The 19,763-nt window shown below is 72.8% G+C and carries 16 protein-coding genes; 10 read left to right on the top strand and 6 right to left on the bottom strand.

Going from position 1 to position 19,763, the window contains the following annotated elements; genetic code table 11:
- The first annotated feature begins 69 nt into the window (after positions 1–69).
- Positions 70–930 carry an EamA family transporter gene (locus SKED_RS17120; protein WP_143755822.1) on the top strand — a complete coding sequence of 287 codons (861 nt, stop codon included), beginning with the start codon at positions 70–72 and terminating at the stop codon, positions 928–930.
- 142 nt (positions 931–1,072) lie between these two features.
- On the opposite strand, the gene SKED_RS19240 is transcribed toward SKED_RS17120, so the two are convergent.
- A complete protein-coding gene (locus SKED_RS19240) occupies positions 1,073–1,930 on the bottom strand; it encodes a DUF2599 domain-containing protein (RefSeq protein WP_052293912.1) in 858 nt (285 codons plus the stop codon).
- A 287-nt stretch (positions 1,931–2,217) separates the two neighbouring features.
- On the opposite strand from SKED_RS19240, the gene SKED_RS17110 reads away from it, so the two are divergent.
- Both SKED_RS17110 and SKED_RS17105 read left to right on the top strand, forming a co-directional pair.
- Complete coding sequence (locus SKED_RS17110; RefSeq protein ID WP_012868440.1) at positions 2,218–3,297, top strand: alkene reductase; 1,080 nt, start codon at positions 2,218–2,220, stop codon at positions 3,295–3,297.
- Between the two features lie 160 nt (positions 3,298–3,457).
- The gene (locus tag SKED_RS17105; RefSeq protein WP_012868439.1) at positions 3,458–4,726 is read left to right on the top strand and encodes a family 43 glycosylhydrolase; all 1,269 of its coding nucleotides are present in this window, start codon (positions 3,458–3,460) and stop codon (positions 4,724–4,726) included.
- Positions 4,727–4,765: 39 nt separating this feature from the next.
- Here the strand turns inward: SKED_RS17105 and SKED_RS17100 are convergent, their stop codons facing one another.
- The 4 genes from SKED_RS17100 to SKED_RS17085 form a co-directional block, all read right to left on the bottom strand.
- On the bottom strand, positions 4,766–7,216 hold the full coding sequence (locus SKED_RS17100; RefSeq protein ID WP_012868438.1) for a Tex family protein: 2,451 nt from the start codon (positions 7,214–7,216) through the stop codon (positions 4,766–4,768).
- Between the two features lie 131 nt (positions 7,217–7,347).
- Positions 7,348–8,193 carry a formate/nitrite transporter family protein gene (locus tag SKED_RS17095; RefSeq protein ID WP_086015229.1) on the bottom strand — a complete coding sequence of 282 codons (846 nt, stop codon included), beginning with the start codon at positions 8,191–8,193 and terminating at the stop codon, positions 7,348–7,350.
- A 97-nt stretch (positions 8,194–8,290) separates the two neighbouring features.
- Positions 8,291–9,007 (bottom strand): GNAT family N-acetyltransferase, encoded by a 717-nt coding sequence (locus SKED_RS17090; protein WP_012868436.1) that lies wholly within the window; start codon positions 9,005–9,007, stop codon positions 8,291–8,293.
- 114 nt (positions 9,008–9,121) lie between these two features.
- Positions 9,122–10,189 carry a LacI family DNA-binding transcriptional regulator gene (locus tag SKED_RS17085; RefSeq protein WP_081448030.1) on the bottom strand — a complete coding sequence of 356 codons (1,068 nt, stop codon included), beginning with the start codon at positions 10,187–10,189 and terminating at the stop codon, positions 9,122–9,124.
- Positions 10,190–10,272: 83 nt separating this feature from the next.
- Here SKED_RS17085 and SKED_RS17080 point away from each other — a divergent pair, with 83 nt between their 5' ends.
- From SKED_RS17080 to SKED_RS20895, 4 genes are all read left to right on the top strand, one after another.
- Positions 10,273–11,427: an adenosylhomocysteinase gene (locus SKED_RS17080; protein ID WP_012868434.1), complete on the top strand. Its 1,155-nt coding sequence runs from the start codon at positions 10,273–10,275 to the stop codon at positions 11,425–11,427.
- Positions 11,428–11,503: 76 nt separating this feature from the next.
- Positions 11,504–12,532: a PDDEXK nuclease domain-containing protein gene (locus tag SKED_RS17075; protein WP_143755820.1), complete on the top strand. Its 1,029-nt coding sequence runs from the start codon at positions 11,504–11,506 to the stop codon at positions 12,530–12,532.
- Between the two features lie 132 nt (positions 12,533–12,664).
- Positions 12,665–14,989, top strand: coding sequence for a phosphoribosylformylglycinamidine synthase subunit PurL (purL, locus tag SKED_RS17070; RefSeq protein ID WP_012868432.1), 2,325 nt, complete (start codon positions 12,665–12,667; stop codon positions 14,987–14,989).
- 9 nt (positions 14,990–14,998) lie between these two features.
- Positions 14,999–15,124: a hypothetical protein gene (locus SKED_RS20895; protein ID WP_012868431.1), complete on the top strand. Its 126-nt coding sequence runs from the start codon at positions 14,999–15,001 to the stop codon at positions 15,122–15,124.
- A gap of 74 nt (positions 15,125–15,198) precedes the next feature.
- Here SKED_RS20895 and SKED_RS17065 read toward each other — a convergent pair whose 3' ends face one another.
- Positions 15,199–16,041, bottom strand: a complete 843-nt coding sequence (locus SKED_RS17065) for an alpha/beta fold hydrolase (RefSeq protein WP_012868430.1) — start codon at positions 16,039–16,041, stop codon at positions 15,199–15,201.
- 95 nt (positions 16,042–16,136) lie between these two features.
- Between SKED_RS17065 and SKED_RS17060 the strand changes: the two genes are divergently transcribed.
- The 3 genes from SKED_RS17060 (at position 16,137) to SKED_RS17050 (ending at position 19,758) form a co-directional block, all read left to right on the top strand.
- The gene (locus SKED_RS17060) at positions 16,137–16,706 is read left to right on the top strand and encodes a TetR/AcrR family transcriptional regulator (RefSeq protein WP_042439661.1); all 570 of its coding nucleotides are present in this window, start codon (positions 16,137–16,139) and stop codon (positions 16,704–16,706) included.
- Positions 16,707–16,863: 157 nt separating this feature from the next.
- Positions 16,864–17,925 (top strand): hypothetical protein, encoded by a 1,062-nt coding sequence (locus SKED_RS17055; RefSeq protein WP_012868428.1) that lies wholly within the window; start codon positions 16,864–16,866, stop codon positions 17,923–17,925.
- A 663-nt stretch (positions 17,926–18,588) separates the two neighbouring features.
- Positions 18,589–19,758 carry an LLM class flavin-dependent oxidoreductase gene (locus tag SKED_RS17050; RefSeq protein ID WP_012868427.1) on the top strand — a complete coding sequence of 390 codons (1,170 nt, stop codon included), beginning with the start codon at positions 18,589–18,591 and terminating at the stop codon, positions 19,756–19,758.
- Positions 19,759–19,763: the final 5 nt, after the last annotated feature.

Here is a 19,763-nt window from a genome sequence, read left to right as displayed (position 1 = left end):
GATCGCAGGTCGGTGCTCCTGCCCCGGGAGGCCTCTCCTCGGAGACGGTGCTCGTGCGACAGTGTGCACGTGCACCGTCTCCCCGCCCCGCTGCTGTTCCTGCTCTCCGGGGTCTGCCAGTACCTCGGCGCCGGGATCGCCGTCGGGCTCTTCGACACCGCGTCTGCTGTCTCGGTCGGGTGGGCGCGCATCGCCGTCGCCGCCCTCGTGCTTGTCGCCTGGGCGCGCCCGTGGCGGACGCGGTGGACCCGGCAGACGCTCCTCGCCTGCGTCCTCTTCGGCGTCGTCCTCGCGACGATGAACCTCACCTTCTACGCGGCCCTCGAGCACCTGCCGCTCGGCAACGCCGTCGCGATGGAGTTCCTCGGGCCGGTGGCCGTCGCCGCGCTCACCGGCAAGGGTGTCCGCGAGCGGGTCGCCATCGCGCTGGCGCTCTGCGGCGTCGTCATGCTCGCCGGGGTCACGGTGAACGACGGGGGTGAGGGTGCGGTCCTCGGCCTCGTGCTCATCCTCGCGGCCGCGGCCGCGTGGGCCGGGTACATCCTGCTGGGACGGCGGGTCTCGGCCCAGGGGACCGGCCTGGCTCCGCTCGCCCTCGCGATGGTGGCGGGCGCGCTGGTCTTCGCGCCCTTCGCCGGCCCCGGTGCCCTGCCGCTGCTCGGCGGGTGGCAGAGCGCGCTGGCCCTCGTCGGCGTGGCGGTCGCGTCGTCCGTGATCCCCTACGCGATCGACCAGGTGGTGCTCCGCCGCCTGCGCCCCGCGCAGTTCGCCATCCTGCTCGCGATCCTGCCCGTCTCCGCGCTGCTCGTCGGCGTCGTGATGCTCGGCCAGGTGCCGCACGGCTTCGAGGTCGTCGGCCTCGTCCTGGTCTGCGTCGCCATCGCCCTCACCAGCCGCCCGAGCCGCCCGGAACCCGCCCCCACCCCCTGACCCAGCAGCGTCCCATCCCCACCACGCCCCGCCTCCACCCGAACTCATGCCCGGGGCGCGCCGGCGAACCCCTCCGCAGAGGTCCGCCCCATCGCGTCTCGGGCATGGGGACGGGCGGGTGGGGAGCGTGACGGCGCTCGGGTCAGGTCGGGTTGCAGCGGGCGAGCGCGTACTCGACGAGGCCGAGGTCGGGCCGCCACGGCTCGAGGTTCCAGGTCGCCTTGTCGCGGGCGCCGAGCAGGTGGCACTGCAGCTGGGTCTCCATGCCCGGGGTGTCGGCCTCCGGCTCGACGGCGAGCAGGTCCGCCCAGGCGGTCGCGCTGCCCGTCGCGCCCGACACCCGGCCCCAGTCGGTCGGCGTGACGGCGAGCGAGCGGCCACCCTCGCGGTCTCCCCACGACGCCGACGCGACCACGGAGGCCCCGAGCTGCGTCGTGACCACCAGCGGGAAGACAGCCGGGTCGACCGCGCTCACGTCGAGGACCAGGGAGGGGCCGTCCCCGGGCTGGGCGCCCTCTGCCGTCTCCACCCATCGGACACGGGCCTGCGTGCCGTTCGTCCCTTCGGCCTTCGGCAGAGCCAGCCCGAGGGCGAGACGGCCGTCTGCGTGGAGCACCGCCGCGGTCCGGTCGGCCGCGACCTGCACCGACCCTCCGACGGCCTCGGGGACGTCGAGGATCACGGGGGCGGCGGGGTCCTCTACGACGACGGTGAGGACGGTGCCGGTGTCGCCGTCCGGTGGCGACGCGACGGTCGGGCCACCGGACAGGTCCACCACCTCGGCCACGACAGAGCCGCTCTCGACCGAGACGTGGACGAGCAGCGAGGGGGCGGGGGCGGGGGACTCGGCGGTCGCCTCGGGTGTCGGGGCCTGGGTCGAGGGCTCGTCGGGAGCCGACTCGCCTGACGGCGCCGTAGAGGTCGGGGTGGAGGTCTGGGAGGAGCCAGGGCTGGACGGGTCCGGCGTGGTCGAGCACCCGGCCAGGAGTGCGACGAGCAACGCCGTCGCAGTCAGCGATGTCAGCGCTGTCCGACGTGTCGGCGGTCTCGCCACGTGCTCGCTCCTCGGTCGGCTCGTTAGGCCGTGCGGCCGCGGTCGTGCCGAGTCCTGGTCTGGACCGGCGCACCGACTCTAGCGACGCCGAGGCCGTCATCGGTGAAGACGCCGTCCAGGTCTGCGGTGCGTGACGTGCGCCACGGCTGGAAGCAACGACGTCCCGGCACTGTTGTGACCTGAGGATCCTCGCCCTGGCGAGGACGTCCCCTCCCTCGGACGAACGGACCCTGATGACCGACCTCTTCACGCCCACCACCTTCGGTGCGCTCACCCTCGCCAACCGCGTCGTCATGGCGCCGCTGACCCGCATGCGGTCCGGCTCCGAGGGCGTCCCGGGCGACATCGTCGTCGAGCACTACGCGCAGCGCGCCTCGGTCGGCCTCATCGTCAGCGAGGGCACGTACCCGACGCACGCCGGCCAGGGCTTCGTGGGCCAGCCGGGTCTCGTGACCGACGCCCAGCTCGCCGGGTGGCGCCGGGTCACCGACGCCGTGCACGAGCGTGGCGGGCAGATCGTCGCGCAGGTGATGCACGCCGGCCGTGTGACGCACCCGGGCATCAACGGCGGCCGCCAGGTGGAAGGGCCCAGCGCGATCGCGATCGACGGCGAGACCCACACCCCTGAGGGCAAGGTCGCCTACCCGGTGCCGCACGCCCTCACGGTCGACGAGATCCACGGCATCACCCAGGCCTTCGTCACCGCCAGCCGCAACGCCGTCGAGGTCGGCGGCTTCGACGGCGTCGAGATGCACTCGGCCAACGGCTACCTGCTCCACGAGTTCCTGTCGCCTGCGTCGAACGTCCGCGAGGACCAGTACGGCGGCTCGGTCGAGAACCGCATCCGCTTCGTGGTCGAGACCGTCACGGCGGTCGTCGAGGCCGTCGGCGCGGACCGCGTGGGCATCCGCATCTCGCCCGCGCACAACATCCAGGGCGCGCTCGAGACCGACGACGCCGACGTGCAGGCCGTCTACGGCGCGCTCGTCGACGCGCTCGCGCCCCTCGGGCTGGCGTACCTGAGCATCCTGCACCGCGAGCCCACCGGCGCGCTCGTGCGGGACCTGCGCACGCGCTTCGGAGGCCCGACCATCGCGAACTCGGGCTTCGGTGTCATCACCACGCGGGACGAGGCGACCGAGATCGTCGTGGCCGGTCACTCCGACGCCGTGGCCGTCGGCCGCCAGGTCATCGCCAACCCGGACCTCGTCCGCCGCTGGCAGGAGGGCCGCGAGCTCAACGAGCTCGACCAGGCCACCGTCTACGCCTCCGGTGCCGAGGGCTACACGGACTACCCGGCGCTCGAGGACTGACGACAGCACCCGAGACCTCCGAGGGGTGCGGCGCCACCGCGGTGGTGCCGCACCCCTCTGCGGTGCGGCACCTCCGAGGTGCTGGACTCGACGGTGCGTCACGCCTCGGTGCGCGCTGTGTCGTCTCGCCCCGACGGGAAGCGCTTGCCATGATGGGGCGATGGCCCTCGTCCTCAACGGCGTCCCCTGGTTCGACGACCGCGGGGAGGTCGTCAACGCCCACGGCGCCTGCCTCGTCGACGACGGCGGGCGCTACTACCTCTTCGGCGAGCACAAGACGGACGACGAGAACCGGTTCGACGGCGTCGGGTGCTGGTCGTCGACCGACCTGGCGACCTGGACCTTCGAGCGGGTGGTCCTGCCCGTCCAGCCCGACGGGCCGCTGGGGCCCGGACGGATCGGCGAGCGCCCCAAGGTCCTGCGGTCGCCGACGACCGGGGCCTTCGTGATGCTCCTGCACTCCGACGACCTCGGGTACACCGACCCCGTCGTCGGCGTCGCCACCTGCGACACGGTCGCCGGAGAGTACCGCTGGCACGGGCCGCTGCTCTTCGAGGGAGAGCCGGTCCGGCGCTGGGACCTGGGGACCTTCCAGGACGACGACGGGACCGCCTACCTGCTGGTCCACGAGGGCGACGTGTACCGCCTGAGCGACGACTGCCTCGTCGCGGAGGAGAAGGTCGCCTCGCAGGTCGCGCCCGGCGGGGAGTCCCCGGCGATGTGGCAGGTCGACGGGACCTACCACCTGCTCTTCTCCGGGAAGACCTCGTGGGAGCGCAACGACAACTACGTCCTCTCGGCACCGTCCGTCCGCGGGCCGTGGCGCCACGCCGGGACTCTCGCCGCACCGGGGACGCTGACCCACGACTCCCAGTGCTCCTTCGTCGCGCGGGTCCGGCGCGGCGACGAGGTGGTCCCGGTGTACATGGGCGACCGGTGGTCGTTCCCGCACCAGGCGTCGGCGGCGACCCAGGTGTGGCTGCCGCTCCTCGTCGAGGACGGCCGCGCCCGGCTCGGCGAGTACTGGCCTGCGTGGGACCCGGAGACGGGGGAACGCGTCGATCTGCCGGGCGTCGTGGCCGGAGACCGGTTCGTCTCCGACGACCCGGCGACCCGCTTCGAGGTGGAGGTCGACCTCCCGGCCGGCGGCGGTCGTCTCGCCGTCCTCGGGACGTCGGACAGCGCGAGCGGCTACGCGCGTGTCGACCTGGTCGGCGAGGACGGCGAGGCCCGCTCACACCTGGTGGACCTCTACTCCAAGGTCACCGCGGACGGCCCGGTCTACGTGAGCCCAGCACTGCCCGCCGGGCGCTGGACGGTGCGGGTCGCACCGACCGGGGAGGTCCCCGCATGGTGGAAGAAGGACGGCACCCGGTTCGGGTCGAGCGGCGCGAAGGTCACGGTCGAGGGTGTCGCGGTACTGACCTGACCTGACGGAGCCTGCGAGCCCCACGCCGCACGCCGCACGTCAGCTCGGGCTGAGCCCTGCTCGGCGCAGGGCCTCGGCCATCGCTCCCTCGGGTGCGGGTGGTCTCCCGGAGGAACCGCGCCCTCGGCCCTGTGCTGGCCGATCCTTCTCCGGGCGCCCGCGTCGCCGGCCGTCCTCGGCAGCCCCGGTGCTCCTGGCACCCTCAGCGCTCTTGTCCGTCCGAGTGCCCCGGGTCGTACCGTCGCCCCTGGTCTTCCCCGTGCTCCCATCAGCATCAGCCCCGCCAGCGCCCGGGACGGGGTCCTCGAGCCGGAGCGTCAGGCCGATCCGACCACGCCGCACGTCGACGGTGAGCACCTTGACGGTGACGACGTCGCCAGGCTTGACGACCTCCCGCGGGTCGGAGACGAACCGGTCCGACAGCGCCGAGACGTGCACGAGCCCGTCCTGGTGGACCCCGACGTCGACGAAGGCCCCGAAGGCCGCGCAGTTGGTGACGACGCCCTCGAGCACCATCCCGGGCACCAGGTCGGCGACCTTCTCGACGCCGTCGGCGAAGCGTGCGGTGGCGAAGGTGGGGCGGGGGTCCCGGCCGGGCTTCTCGAGCTCGGCGAGGACGTCGAGGACCGTCGGGAGCCCGTGGCGCTCGTCCACGAAGTCGACCGGCTGGAGCCCGCGGAGCGTCTCGGTGCTGCCGATGAGCTCGCCCAGTCCGCAGCGGGCCTTCGCCGCCATGGCGCGTGCCACCGGGTAGGACTCAGGGTGCACGGCAGAGGCGTCGAGCGGCTCGTCCCCGCCCCGCACGCGCAGGAACCCGGCGGCCTGCTCGAAGGCCTTCGGACCGAGGCGCGGCACGGCCTTGAGGGCCCGGCGCGAGGTGAACGCCCCGTGGGCGTCCCGGTGCGCGACGATCGACTCTGCCAGCGAGGTGCTCAGGCCGGACACCCGCGTCAGCAGAGGCACCGAGGCGGTGTTGACGTCCACGCCGACGCCGTTGACGGCGTCCTCCACCACGGCGTCGAGGGACCGCGACAGGTCACCCTGCGGCAGGTCGTGCTGGTACTGGCCGACGCCGATCGACCGCGCGTCGATCTTGACGAGCTCGGCGAGCGGGTCCTGCAGGCGTCGTGCGATGGACACCGCACCGCGCAGCGACACGTCCATGCCCGGGAGCTCGGCGCTCGCGTACGCGGAGGCCGAGTACACCGAGGCGCCCGCCTCGGAGACCACGACCTTGGTGAGGCCGGGGTGACGGCCCACGAGCTGGCCCGCGAGCGTGTCGGTCTCGCGGGAGGCGGTGCCGTTGCCGATGGCGACGAGCTCGACGGAGTACTTGGTGACCAGCGCGGAGAGCGTGGCCAGCGACTGGTCCCAGCGGCCCGACCCCTGGTGCGGGTAGACGACCGCCGTGTCGACGGCCTTGCCGGTGCTGTCGACGACGGCGACCTTCACGCCGGTGCGGTAGCCCGGGTCGAGCCCGAGCGTGGCCCGCGGCCCGGCCGGTGCGGCGAGCAGCAGGTCACGGAGGTTCGCGGCGAACACGCCGATCGCGTCCTTCTCGGCGCGCTCGCGGAGGCGCAGCCGCAGGTCGATGTCGACCCGGGTGCCCACCCTGCCGCGCCAGGCGAGGCGGACGGTCTCGGCCAGCCAGACGTCACCGGGGCGCCCGGCCGCCTGGATCCTGAACCGTGCGGCGATGCTGCGCTCGTAGGAGGACGGCTCGCCGCGGACCGGGCGTGCGCCGTCCGGCTGCGGGTCGAGGTCCAGGTCGAGCAGGAGGACGCCCTCCTTCTCGCCGCGGAGCATCGCGAGGATGCGGTGCGAGGGTGCCCTCGTGAGCCGTTCGCGGTGGTCGAAGTAGTCGGAGAACTTCTCGCCCGCCGTCTCCTGGCCCGCGACGACACGGGCGACGAGGTCCCCGGCCTTCCAGGCGCGCTCGCGGAGCTCGCCGACGAGGTCGGCGTCCTCGGTGAACCGTTCGACGAGGATCGACCGGGCGCCGTCGAGGGCGACCTGCGTGTCGGCGACCCCGCGGTCCGCGTCGACGTAGGCACCGGCCTCGGTCTCCGGGTCACGGCCGGGCTCGGCCAGGAGGAGGTCGGCGAGCGGCTCGAGCCCGGCCTCGCGGGCGATCTGCGCCTTGGTCCGGCGGCGCGGCTTGAACGGCAGGTAGATGTCCTCGAGCCGCGACTTGGTCTCGGCGGCCATGATCGAGGCCCGGAGCGCGTCGTCGAGGCGCCCCTGCTCCTCGATCGAGGCGAGGACCGCGGTACGGCGGGCGTCGAGCTCGCGCAGGTACCGCAGCCTCTCGTCGAGCGTGCGCAGCTGGGCGTCGTCGAGGCCCCCGGTCGCCTCCTTGCGGTAGCGGGCGACAAAAGGCACCGTCGCGCCGCCGTCGAGCAACGCGACCGCGGCGGACACCTGGTGCTCGCCGACGGCGAGCTCGTCGGCGATCCGGCGGGACACCGACGGGAGAGTGAGAAGAGGCATGGGGGCATGCTGCCCTGTCCGGGGCACCGGGCGCCACGTCGACACGGAGGTGCTGTGGACGGTATGCGGGTGCGTGCACCCCTGGGACGACCACGGGACGCTGGACCACGATCGCCATGAGCGGAGCGGGCTCAGGTGCTGGTGGTGCTCTCCGCGGGGTAGTGGGAGTCGTCGTTGAGGTAGGCGTAGTACAGCCCGATGAGCAGGCCTCCGCCGACGAGGTTGCCCAGCAGGGCGATGCCCACGTTCCCGGCCGCCAGCCCGACGTCGAGGCCTCCCTGGAGACCCACCACGAGGAACAGGACCGTGTTGGCCACGGAGTGCTCGAGGCCGGTGAAGGCGAACACGAACACGGCCACCACCATGACGAGGCACCGGGTGAGATCGTCCTTGATGAGCCCGTTGTAGACGAGCAGCATCGCGAGGTTGATCATGAAGTTGCACAGCACGGCGCGGATCAGCAGGTCCGTCCAACCGGTGACGCCCTCCGTGAGGTAGGCGACCTTGTGGTCGGTGGCGCTGACCATGAGGTCGCCGGCCGCGCCGCTGGTCAGCGTCGAGAACCGCAGCAGTGCGGCGACCAGCAGGCCGCCGAGGATGTTGCCGAGGAAGCAGAGCCCGAGGATCCGCAGGCCCTTCACGACGCTGGTGCGCCGGTGGTACAGCCCGATCGACACGATCATCATGTTCGAGGTGAGCAGCTCGGACTTGCTGTAGTAGATGAAGACCAGCGCCCACCCGAAGAACAGCGCCCCGACGATCTTGCCCACCTGGTAGAGGCTGTCGTCGACCTCCTGGAACGCCGCGACCACCGCGAAGTTCACGGTGTACATGACGCCGATGATCACGCCGGCCATCGCCGCCCGCATGAGGTACTGGCGGACCAGCGCGCTGCTCATCGCGGTCTTGGTCTCGAGCGCCGAGAGGACCGTCGAGATGAAGTGCTTTCCCGGGAACAGGGAGGCGTTGTCGGGCATGGACACAGAGTCTCACGCCGGGTGCGGGGAGGGCGGGCGGCACGACAGCCGTCGGCCGGTGCGGCCGTGCCCGGAGATCGTGGCCGCCCCCGCCCCGTCAGCCGATGCCCAGGAATCCTCGGGTGCCGTCGAGCCCGTGGAAGGTCACGTCGAGCTGCTGGTGCGCGGGCCGCGCCTCCCAGGTGCCGCGGCGCAGGCGGTAGCGGAGCTTCTCGACTGCGGTGCCTTCGCGGACCTCGGTGCGCGCGCCGTCGCGCTCGTAGCCGACCTTGCGTGTGACCGCGTTCGAGGCGGGGTTGTCCTCCCAGGCGCTCGTCGTCGCCGCACGGGCGTCGAGCCCGTCGAAGGCGAGGTGCAGCGCGAGCAGCCGCATGGCCGTGCCGACGCCGGTGCCCTGGTGCTCGAGCCCCAGCCACGAGCCGGTCTCGATGCTGCCGGTCACGAGGAACTCGTCCGACTGGAGCGCCTGGATGCCGACCGGCACGCCGTCGACGACCACTCCGAGCTCGAGCGCCCAGCGCTCGGGGGACAGGCGTGAGCGGGCGCCCCACTGGTAGGCGAGCACGCTCCGGGCGACCTCCAGCGGGGTGCCACGGGTCCACGGGACGTCGAAGGGCATCGCGTCGGGGGAGTGGACACCGCGCGACGCGAGACGCGCGAGCTCGACCACGAGGTCGTCGTCGAGGTAGCGCAGCTCGAGCGTGCGCACGCCCCCTGTGCCACCCGGCGTCGCGACGTCTGCGGTGGCCCGCAGGCCGCTGACCGGCCAGAGGGCCGCGAGGGAGAGGTCGTGGGCGGCAGGCTGCGGGGTCATCTGTGCACGCTAACGTCCCGGCGCCCGTGGAGCCAGGAGATTCCCTCCTCGTGGAGCTGGTGGAGCCCGCGAGGTCTGTGGAGCCCGTGGGGCCGGGGGAGGTGGCGCCGCCGCTCAGCCGGTGGTCGTCCCGCGCAGCACGAGCGGGGTCGCGACCGTCCTCACCGACGCCGTCTCGTGCCCTGCCAGCGCGTCGGCGACGAGGTCGACGGCGGCCGCGGCGATCTCCGCGGCGGGCAGCCGGACCGTCGTGAGCTCTGGGCTCACCAGGCGCGCGGCGTCGAGGTCGCCGACCCCGACGATCTCGAGGTCCTCGGGCACCCGGACGCCGCGACCCGCAGCGGCGCGGTGCAGGGCGAGGGCGAGCAGGTCGTCGTCGCAGACCACCGCGCGGACCCCGGCGTCGAGCATCCGCCCGGCCACGGCCGTGGCCGTCTCGACGTCGAAGGTCGCCCGCCACGCCGGGTCGGCGCGCAGCGCCACCCCGTGGCGGTCGGCCGCGGCGACGCAGTCGGCGAACCTCCCGGCGAACACCGCCGACGGGTAGTCGGCCGCCAGGTACGCGACCTCCGTGCACCCTGCTGCCGCCAGGTGGGCGACCGCGGCGTCCGTCGCCGCGGCGGTCGCGAGGACCACCGACCGCATCCCTGGCTCGGGGACCTCGACGAACACCAGCCGGTCGGCCCAGGCCCGCAGCGGCGACGCGTCGGCGAGGCGCTCCCCGCAGACGATCGCCCCGGCGAGGTGTCCCGAGGACAGCTGGTCGGCGAGGCGCTGCTCCCAGGTGGCCGCGTGCCCGCGCGTCTGGATCATCGAGAGCGACAGGTCGCGGCTCGCGGCGGCGTCGTCGGCGGCGGAGAGCATCTGCCCGTAGAAGGGGTGCGAGGCGTCGAGCACCACGAGCCCGAGCAGTCCCGAGGATCCGGTGCGCAGCGCCCGGGCAGCGAGGTTGGGGCTGTACCCGAGCGAGTGCGCGACCTCCCGGATGTGCTCGGCGGTCGACGCGGAGATGCGCCCGCCCGACTTGCCCGACATCACGAGCGAGACGGCGCTCTGCGACACCCCGGCCGCCCGGGCGACCTCGGTGGCGGTGGTCGGCGTGGCGCCGGGCGGCGTCGCGCTCGCGGACGAGGCGCCGGCGGCGCTCGTCGCCGGGTGGGTGGTTGACCGATTTCTGGGCACGCGCCTACAGTATCCGTCATACGTATGACGGACCCGCCGACCCGCCCGGGACGACCCGTCGACGCACGACGAGGAGCCCCCTGATGACCGACGCCGCCCGGATCGCCTGGGTCGACCAGCAGTGCCGCCTCATGGCCGGGATCCGCGAGGAGATCGCCCAGACCCGGCCCTTCGACGGGCTGACCGTCGGGTCGGCGATCCACCTCGAGCCCAAGACGGCCGCCCTCGTCGCGACGCTGCGCGCGGGCGGCGCGGAGGTCGTCGCGACCGGGAACCTCGGGTCGACCCAGCCCGGCACCGTCGAGCACCTGCGGGCCAGCGGCGTCCGGGTGGTCGGCGAGCCGACGCGCGACCGTGCGGTGCGCGCCCGGCACATCGACGAGGTCCTCGACGCCGAGCCGCAGCTGCTCCTCGACAACGGCGGGGACCTGTTCCTGCGCTACCTCGAGCGCCCGTACGCCGGGCTGCTCGGTGGCACCGAGGAGACCACCTCGGGGCGGCAGGTCCTCGAACCGCACCGTGCCGCGCTCGCGATGCCCGTCCTCGTCATCAACGACAGCCCCATCAAGGCCTTCGCCGAGAACCAGCACGGCGTCGGGCAGAGCGTCCTCGAGTCGTACCTGCGCTTCACCAACCGGATCACCCACGGCGAGCGGGTCGTCGTCGTCGGGTACGGGTGGTGCGGCCGCGGGGTGGCCGACACCTTCCGCAACGCCCGCAGCCAGGTGACGGTCGTCGACGCCGACCCGGTCATGTGCCTGCGGGCCCTCATGGACGGCTTCCGCACCACCTCGCTCGAGGCGGCGCTCGTCGACGCCGACGTCGTCATCACCGTGACGGGCGGCGGGCGCGTCCTCGGCCCCGAGCACACCCACCTGCTGCGCGACGGGGCGGTCCTCGCCAACGCCGGGCACGAGCCCGACGAGATCGACCTCGACGCCATCGAGGCGCTGCCCGGCGTGACCGCTGGCGAGACGCTGCCCGACGTCCGGTCGGTGACCTTCACCGACGGTCGCACGGTCCACGTCCTCGGCAGCGGGCACATGGTGAACCTCGCCGGACCGGGCGCGCGCGGCAACTCGATCCAGTCGATGGACATCGGGTTCTCCCTCCAGACCCTCTGCCTCGCCCAGGTCGCGACCGGACAGGTCGGCCCGCAGGACTGCGTGGTGCCGGTGCCGCGCGCGGTCGACGTCGCGGTCGCGACTGGTTATCTCGCACTCAAGGGGATGGTGTGAGGCGGCGCTGATCGATGTCCGTGGGTGATGCCATACTGGCGCGATGGTGACGGATCATGACGAATCGGCTCTGCAGATGGCTGGCTACGGCGAGGTCTTGGCGCGCCTCAAGGACCAGGTGCGGCAGACCCAGTTTCGCGCGGCTCGCGCAGCCAACACGGAGGTCGTGCGGCTCTACTGGTCCATCGGGCGGGAGATCCTCGACCGGCAGACGGTCGACGGGTGGGGGTCCAGGGTGGTCAGCCGACTCGCCACCGACCTGAGGAGAGAGTTCCCGGAGCAGCGCGGCTGGTCACGGACGAACCTGCTCTACATGCGGAAGGTCGCGGAAGTCTGGACAGAAGAGGCGGAGATCGTCCAACAAGCTGTTGGACGATTGCCGTGGGGGCACATCACCGTCCTCCTGGACCGCCTCGACACTCGTGACGATCGCGACTGGTATGCCGCCCGTGCGGCCGACGAGGGGTGGTCGCGGGCCGTCCTCGAGCACAAGATCGTCGCCGGTCTGCGTGCGGCCGTCGGCTCAGCGCCGTCCAACTTCGACACAGCCCTGGACGGGACCGACTCCGACCTCGCCCGCCAGCTGGTCAAGGATCCGTACGTCTTCGAGCATCTGTCGATGGTGACCACCCGGCGCGAGCGCGACGTCGAGCAGGCGCTCATGGACCGTCTGCAGGACACGCTCATGGAGCTCGGCCGCGGCATGTCGCTCGTGGGCCGTCAGTTCCGGCTCCCTCTCGGAGACGGCGACGAGTTCGTCATCGACCTGCTGCTGTTCCACGTCGAGCAGCTGCGGTACGTGGTCGTCGAGCTCAAGGTCGGCCCCTCGACGCCGGCGCACCTCGGGCAGCTCGGCGCCTATGTCGCGGCCGTCGACGGAGAGCTCCGCCGCCCGGAGATTCATGCGCCGACCGTGGGGATCTTGCTCTGTACCGGCAAGAAGGGGGCCGCGGTCACCTACGCGCTCGCGTCGACCGCTGCGCCGGTCGCGGTCGCCGACTACCAGGGGCTGCCGGCCGACGCCCGCGCGGCCCTGCCCTCGGCCGTCGAGCTCCAGGCTGTCGTGGACGAGGAGCTCGAGCGTGGTGACGGCGACCAGACGTAGCAGCGGCTCAGGTGTCGGGCCCTCCCGTGCGGGTGAGACGTGGCTCCCCGCCGATCCCTCCACGGCTAAACTGGCCCTCGTCTCGGCCGACCGTGCCCGCCTGATGCAGGGCACATACCCATGAGGGATCTGATGACCGCCCCCAGCAAGCCCACCCTTGACACCGTCGAGCACGCCGCGAGCACCCCGGACGAGGTGCAGCCCTTCGCGGCGCTGGGCCTCAAGCCGGAGGAGTACCAGCGGATCCGGGACATCCTCGGACGCCGCCCCACGGCCGCCGAGCTCGCGATGTACTCCGTCATGTGGTCCGAGCACTGCTCGTACAAGTCCTCCAAGGTGCACCTGTCGACCTTCGGCGCCAAGACCACCGACGAGATGAAGAAGCACCTCCTCGTCGGCATCGGCGAGAACGCCGGCGTCGTCGACATCGGCGACGGCTGGGCCGTCACCTTCAAGGTCGAGTCGCACAACCACCCGAGCTTCGTGGAGCCCTACCAGGGTGCCGCGACCGGTGTCGGCGGCATCGTCCGCGACATCATCTCGATGGGCGCTCGCCCCGTCGCCGTCATGGACCAGCTGCGCTTCGGCGCCGTGGACCACCCGGACACCGCGCGCGTCGTCCACGGCGTCGTCGCCGGCGTCGGCGGCTACGGCAACTCCCTCGGCCTGCCCAACATCGGTGGTGAGCTCGTCTTCGACAGCTCCTACCAGGGCAACCCCCTCGTCAACGCGCTGTGCCTCGGCGTGCTGCGCCACGAGGACATCCACCTCGCCAACGCCTCCGGCATCGGCAACAAGGTGGTCCTCTTCGGTGCGCGCACCGGTGGCGACGGCATCGGCGGAGCGTCGATCCTCGCCTCCGAGACCTTCGAGGACGGCGTCCCCGCCAAGCGCCCGAGCGTCCAGGTGGGCGACCCCTTCATGGAGAAGGTGCTCATCGAGTGCTGCCTCGAGCTGTACTCCGCCAAGGTCGTCGAGGGCATCCAGGACCTCGGCGCCGCGGGCATCTCCTGCGCCACCTCCGAGCTCGCGTCGAACGGTGACGGCGGCATGCACGTGTGGCTCGACGACGTGCTGCTGCGCGACCCGTCGCTCAACGCCGGCGAGATCCTCATGTCGGAGTCGCAGGAGCGCATGATGGCGGTCGTCACGCCCGAGAAGCTCGACGAGTTCCTCGCCATCACTGGCAAGTGGGACGTCGAGACCGCCGTCGTCGGAGAGGTCAACGGCTCCGGCCGCCTGACCATCGACCACCACGGCCAGCGCATCGTCGACGTCGACCCCAAGACCGTCGCGCACGAGGGCCCGGTCTACCACCGCCCCTACGCGCGCCCGTCGTGGCAGGACGGCCTCAACGCCGACACCACCGTCGCCGCCGGCCTGGCCCGCCCGGAGACCGGCGACGAGCTCCGCGCGACCGCGCTGCGCCTCCTCGGCTCGCCGAACCTCGCCTCCAAGGCATGGGTCACCGACCAGTACGACCGCTTCGTGCAGGGCAACACCGCCCTCGCGCAGCCTGACGACGGCGGCGTGATCCGCGTCGACGAGACGACCGGTCTCGGAGTCGCGCTCGCGACCGACGCGAACGGCCGCTACTCCAAGCTGGACCCGCGCACCGGCGCCCAGCTCGCGCTCGCCGAGGCCTACCGCAACGTCGCGGCGACCGGCGCCCGCCCGCTGGCCATCACCGACTGCCTCAACTTCGGCTCCCCCGAGGACCCGGACTCCATGTGGCAGCTCGTCGAGGCCATCGAGGGTCTGGCCGACGGCTGCCAGACGCTCGGTGTGCCTGTCACCGGCGGCAACGTCTCGCTGTACAACGGCACCGGTGAGCCCGGCCAGATCGACTCGTCGATCCACCCGACCCCGGTGGTCGGCGTGCTCGGTGTCCTCGACGACGTGTCCCGGGCGACCGGCTCCGGCTGGCGCGAGGCGGGGGAGACCATCTTCCTGCTCGGCACCACTCGCGCCGAGCTGGACGGCTCCGCCTGGGCCGACGTCGAGCACTCCCACCTCGGTGGTGTGCCGCCGCGCCTCGACCTCGCGGCCGAGAAGTCCCTCGCCGAGGTGCTCATCAACGCGACGCGCGACGAGCTCGTCGACGCCGCGCACGACCTCTCCGAGGGGGGTCTCGTCCAGGGGCTCGTCGAGTCCTGCCTGCGCTTCGGCGTCGGCGCGAAGGTGTCGATCGCCGGAGTCACCGCTCGCGACGGCGTGACCGACTTCGAGGCGCTGTTCTCCGAGTCGACCGCACGTGCCCTCGTGTCGGTGCCCCGCGGCGAAGAGGTCCGCTTCGTCGACGCCTGCGTCGCCCGCGGCGTCCCGCACCTCAAGATCGGCGAGGCCGGCCACAGCATCGACGGGGTTGAGACCCTCGAGATCGACGGCGTCTTCACGCTGCCCCTCGACGAGGCCCGCGAGGTCCACACCCGGACGCTGCCCGCGATCTTCGGCTGAGGCGGAGTGGTGACGAACCCGCTCGACGACCCCGTGGCGGAGGCTGCAGACGTCGCGGCCTTCGACGAGGCGATGAGCGACGACGCGCCGAGCATCCCCTGGGCTGAGGTTCAGGCGTCCCTGGGCTGGGCATGACCTGAGGGGCGCACCTGACCAGTCAGGTGCGCCCCTCAGGCGTACGGGCTCGTGCGACGGCCCCGGCCGTGCTGCTACTTCGCGAGGAACGCCAGCAGCGCCTCGTTGACCTCGGTGGCGTGCGTCCAGAGCAGGCCGTGCGGGGCGCCCTCGACCTCGACGTAGTCGGCCTCGGGGAACGCCTCGTGGAAGGGGCGTCCGGTCGAGTCGATCGGCAGGATGTTGTCGGCCGTGCCGTGCAGGATGAGCGACGGCTTGCCGGACTCGCGGACCGCGGCCACGTCGGCGCGGAAGTCCTCGAGCCAGGCGGGGACCACGGCGTAGGCGGCCACGGGGGCCGAGCCGTTCGCGGTGGTGCGGTTCGCGTCCACCACCTGCTGGCTCACGCGCGAGCCGAGGTTCTCGTCGAGGTTGTAGAAGTCGCCGTAGAACTGCTCGAACCAGGCGTAGCGGTCCTTGCGCGCCGCCTCGACGATGCCGTCGAAGACGTCCTGGGGGACACCGGTCGGGTTGTCGTCCTGCTGCACGAGGAAGGGCTCGAGGGAGGCGAGGAACGCGAGCTTGGCGACGCGGTCGTGGCCGTGGCGGCTGACGTACCGGGCGAGCTCGCCGGTGCCCATGGAGAACCCGACGAGGACGACGTCGCGCAGGTCGAGCGTCTCGAGGAGGGTGTCGAGGTCGGCGGCGAAGGTGTCGTAGTCGTACCCGGAGCCGACCTTGCTGGACTGCCCGAAGCCGCGGCGGTCGTAGGTGATCACGCGGTAGCCGGCGGCGAGCAGCTCGCGGCTCTGCAGCTCCCAGCTGTGGCCGTCGAGGGGGTAGCCGTGGATCAGCACGACGGGCTGGCCGGCGCCCTGGTCCTCGTAGTAGAGCTCGATGTCAGAGGTGTTCTCCTGGCCGACGATGATGCGTCCCATGGGAAGTCCCTTCCAGATCACGGTGAGAACGGTCGTTCTCGCTCTGCTCTCCAGCGTAGAGAACGAACGTTCTCCCCGCAACTAGAATGGACGGCATGACCACCGACGACCTCCGCGAGAGCATCATCGACGCCGCTGACAGGCTCTACTACGCCAAGGGGTACGCGGCCGTCGGCATGGACGAGCTCCGCACCGAGGCCGGCGTCTCGCTGCGGCGCCTCTACACGGTCTTCGCGTCCAAGGACGACATCGTCCTGGCGGTCCTCGACCGGCGCCACCAGACCTGGGAGAGCGGCCTCGCCGAGAGCGTCGCCCGGGCAGCCGACCCGCGAGACAGGCTCCTGGCCATCTACGACTACCTCGCCGACTGGTTCTGCGACGACGAGTTCCGCGGCTGCGGGTTCATCAACGCCTTCGGCGAGCTCGGCGGCACGCGCCCCGCCGTCGCCGAGGCCGCCCGCGAGCACAAGGCCTCCTTCCAGCGCTACGTCGCCGGCCTCGTGGCCGACGCCGGCGCACCGCCCGCCCTCGCAGCCCAGCTCGCGATCCTCGCCGAGGGCGCGCAGACCACCGCGGCGATCTCCGGCGACGCCTCTGTCGCCGCGCAGGCACGCGGGGCCGCCGAGGTGCTCGTCGCCGCGGCCGGCGTGGCGGTCCCAGCCTGACGACGAGCGTCAGCAGGTCTCAGCCAGGCCCGGGCACGTACCTCGGGGCACCAGGGCGCCCTGCCACCGGTGGCCCTGTCCCGCACCCCGACCCGCTGGGGACCGCTCACCATCGGCTCGAGGAGCGCTCCCCCTCTGCCTCGCGCACGATGGTCCGATGGGAATCTTCAGCAGGCTCGGTCGCCGCAGCTCCTCGCCGCAGGAGTGGACGCAGCTCTGGGAGCTCCTCACGCCCCTCGGCGGCACGACCACCCCGGACGCGGTCGACCGGTGGTCCCGCTGGGCGCGCGAGCTCCCCGAGGAGAGGCTCACGACGGCCGCCGACCAGCTGCGGCAGGCCTACGACGTGCTCGACACCGAGAAGCACGGTCGGGCGCTCGGGGTCGAGCCCTTCTCCGGGATCGACCGTCCCTTCGCCCGGCTGAGGTTCCTGCGGGTGCTCGACGGCGTGATCCTCGCCGGGCCGGACGCGGTCGAGCGGGTGGCGGACGCGCCGGAGCTGGTGCGCGGCTACGACACGGTCCACCTCCTCGACCCCGAGCTCGCCCTCGGCGACGCCAGCCCGGCGCACGTGAACCTCGCACGCCTGCTCGACGAGGCCCGGGTGCTGCGCGGGACGCTCGCGCGGAGCGTCGAGGAGCTCCGCGGCGCGCCGGCGGTCGAGGCGTGGGTGGCCATGTCGAAGCTGGACTTCTCGAGCGCCACCAACCTCTGGACGACCAGCCGCCGCTGGCCGACCGTGCGGTCCGCCAAGGGCCCTCGACGTCAGAGGTTCGCCCTCGAGGACCCCGAGGTCGCGTGGATCGACGTCGACGCGTCCATGCTCTGCGGTGACGGCTCGGAGGACGTCGAGCCGGACCACGGGCACCACGACTGCTGGGTCGCGGCAGGCCACGCGGCCACGCTCGAGGTCTACCGCGCGCTCGGCGGTGCCGCCGGCGCGCAGCACGAGCTCGCACACCGCCACGTCGTCGTCGAGGCGATGCCCGCCGACGAGGTGACCGGAGACGGCAAGAGCGCACCGGACGTCGGCCCGGACGCGCTCCTCGTCTTCGTCGAGCTCGGCCTCTCCGACCTCGAGCAGACCGTCGTCGACCCGCAGGCACGGGTCGCGCTGCTCGTGCGGCGCACCGCCGAGCGGCTCAGCCGCGCGGCGCTGCCGTGGAGCGGCCCGAACCGCGAGGCGCTCGTCGCTCTCGCGAGCGGCGCGAGGTCCTGAGGCCTCCTGACCAGCGGCGCAACACCGACCGGGTCCGCGTCTCGCCCGAGAGGCCAGCGCCGTCTCACGCAAGGGACCTTCGTCCAGCATGCGAACACTTCGGGACAACCGTTGACAGCGGGCTCGCGGGTGCATACTTTCCGGAGCACCGAAGTCCACGGGTTCGTCCGTGGGCCCGCCGCACCGGCGGACTGACAAGGAGACATCATGACTGGACGCTCACTGGGCACGGCGCAGCCGCAACCCGGGCTGTCCATGACCTGTTGTCCCGTCACCGGTGCGCCGCTCACCTGTCGCCACTGAGCTGAGCGCCACCCGCGCGGCCTGAGCCGCGCCGCCGTCCCCGCGAGCCCACGGGCCTGGTGAGAGCTCACACGAGCTCCTCCGGAACCGACCGTCTCTCGCCGCGACGTGCCCACCACCTCCGAGCGGTCCACGACCTCTCGTCCTACCGGCACCTGCCCCCGCCACCGCGCGGCCGCACACCCGGACCAGCGCCCCGCGCCGCTCTCGCCCACCCGGCGGACGGCCGACGCACCCGCTGCACCTGATCGCCGGCGCGCCCCGCCGTCCTCGCCGTGCCGTCTGACGTCCTCTGACGCCTGACGACACCCGGCAGAGGCCCGCAGGGCAGCCGACCACCGTCACGAAGGACTCTTCGACATGTCGTCCAGCACCCCCGGAAGCCCGACCACCCGGACCCTCCACCTCGCCGTCGACCTCACCGACGCCGGCGCCCACCCGGCCGCCTGGCGGACCCTCGGCTCCCAGGCCCGTCAGCTCTTCGACGCCGACCGCCTCCAGGACCTCGTCTCGACCGCCCAGCGCGGCACCGTCGACCTCGTGCTCTTCGACGACGCGTTCTCGCTCCAGCCCGGCCGCCGTGGTGGTGTCCAGGGGCGTCTCGACGCCGCGCTCGTCGCCGCCCGCCTCGCGCCCCGCTCGGAGGGCGTCGGCCTCGTCCCGACCGTCACGACCACCCACACCGAGCCCTTCCACGTGTCGAAGGCCCTCGCGACCATCGACCACGCGAGCCACGGACGCGCAGGCTGGCAGGTCGCCGTGTCGACCGGCGCCGACGACGCGGCCCACGTCGGCCGCCGCCAGGCGCCCGACGTCGCCGCGGCGTGGGCGGAGGCGGCCGAGGCCATCGACGTGGTGTCCAGGCTCTGGGACAGCTGGGAGGACGACGCCGAGATCCGCGACGTCGAGACCGGGCGGTTCGTCGACCGCGACAAGCTCCACTACGTCGACCACGACGGCGTGCACTTCGCCGTGAAGGGCCCGTCCATCACGCCGCGCCCCCCGCAGGGCCACCCGGTCGTGGTGGTCCGCGTCGACAGCGACGCAGCGCTCGCCGTGGCCGCCGAGCACGCCGACGTGGTGCGGGTCCGCGCCACGACCCTCGAGGAGGCCCGGGCGCTGCGCGAGCAGGTCCGGTCGGCCGCCGCCGACCACGGCCGCGACCCCGACGACGTGATCGTCCTCGTCGACCTCTACGCCGTCATCGGCCCGGACCGCGCGAGCGCGCAGGCCCGCCTCGACCTCCTCGAGGGCCTCGCCGGCGTCTCGTGGGACACCGACTCGTACACCCACGTGGGCACCGACCGAGACCTGGCCGTCACGGCCGAGGAGTGGTTCCTCGCCGGTGCGGCCGACGGCTTCACCGTCCGCCCCTCCTCGCTGCAGACGGACCTCGTCGCGCTCGTCGACGGCGTCGTGCCGCTGCTGCGCCGTGCCGGGATCTACCGCACCGAGTACACCGGGACCACGCTGCGCGACAGCCTCGGCCTCGCCCGACCCGCCAACCGCTACGCCGCAGCGATCGCCTGAGAGGA

Origin of the sequence: Sanguibacter keddieii DSM 10542, from assembly GCF_000024925.1 — a bacterium.
GTDB lineage: Bacteria > Actinomycetota > Actinomycetes > Actinomycetales > Cellulomonadaceae > Sanguibacter > Sanguibacter keddieii.
The sequence above is the reverse complement of the archived record's forward strand: the minus strand, read 5'-3'. Positions and strand labels throughout refer to the sequence as shown.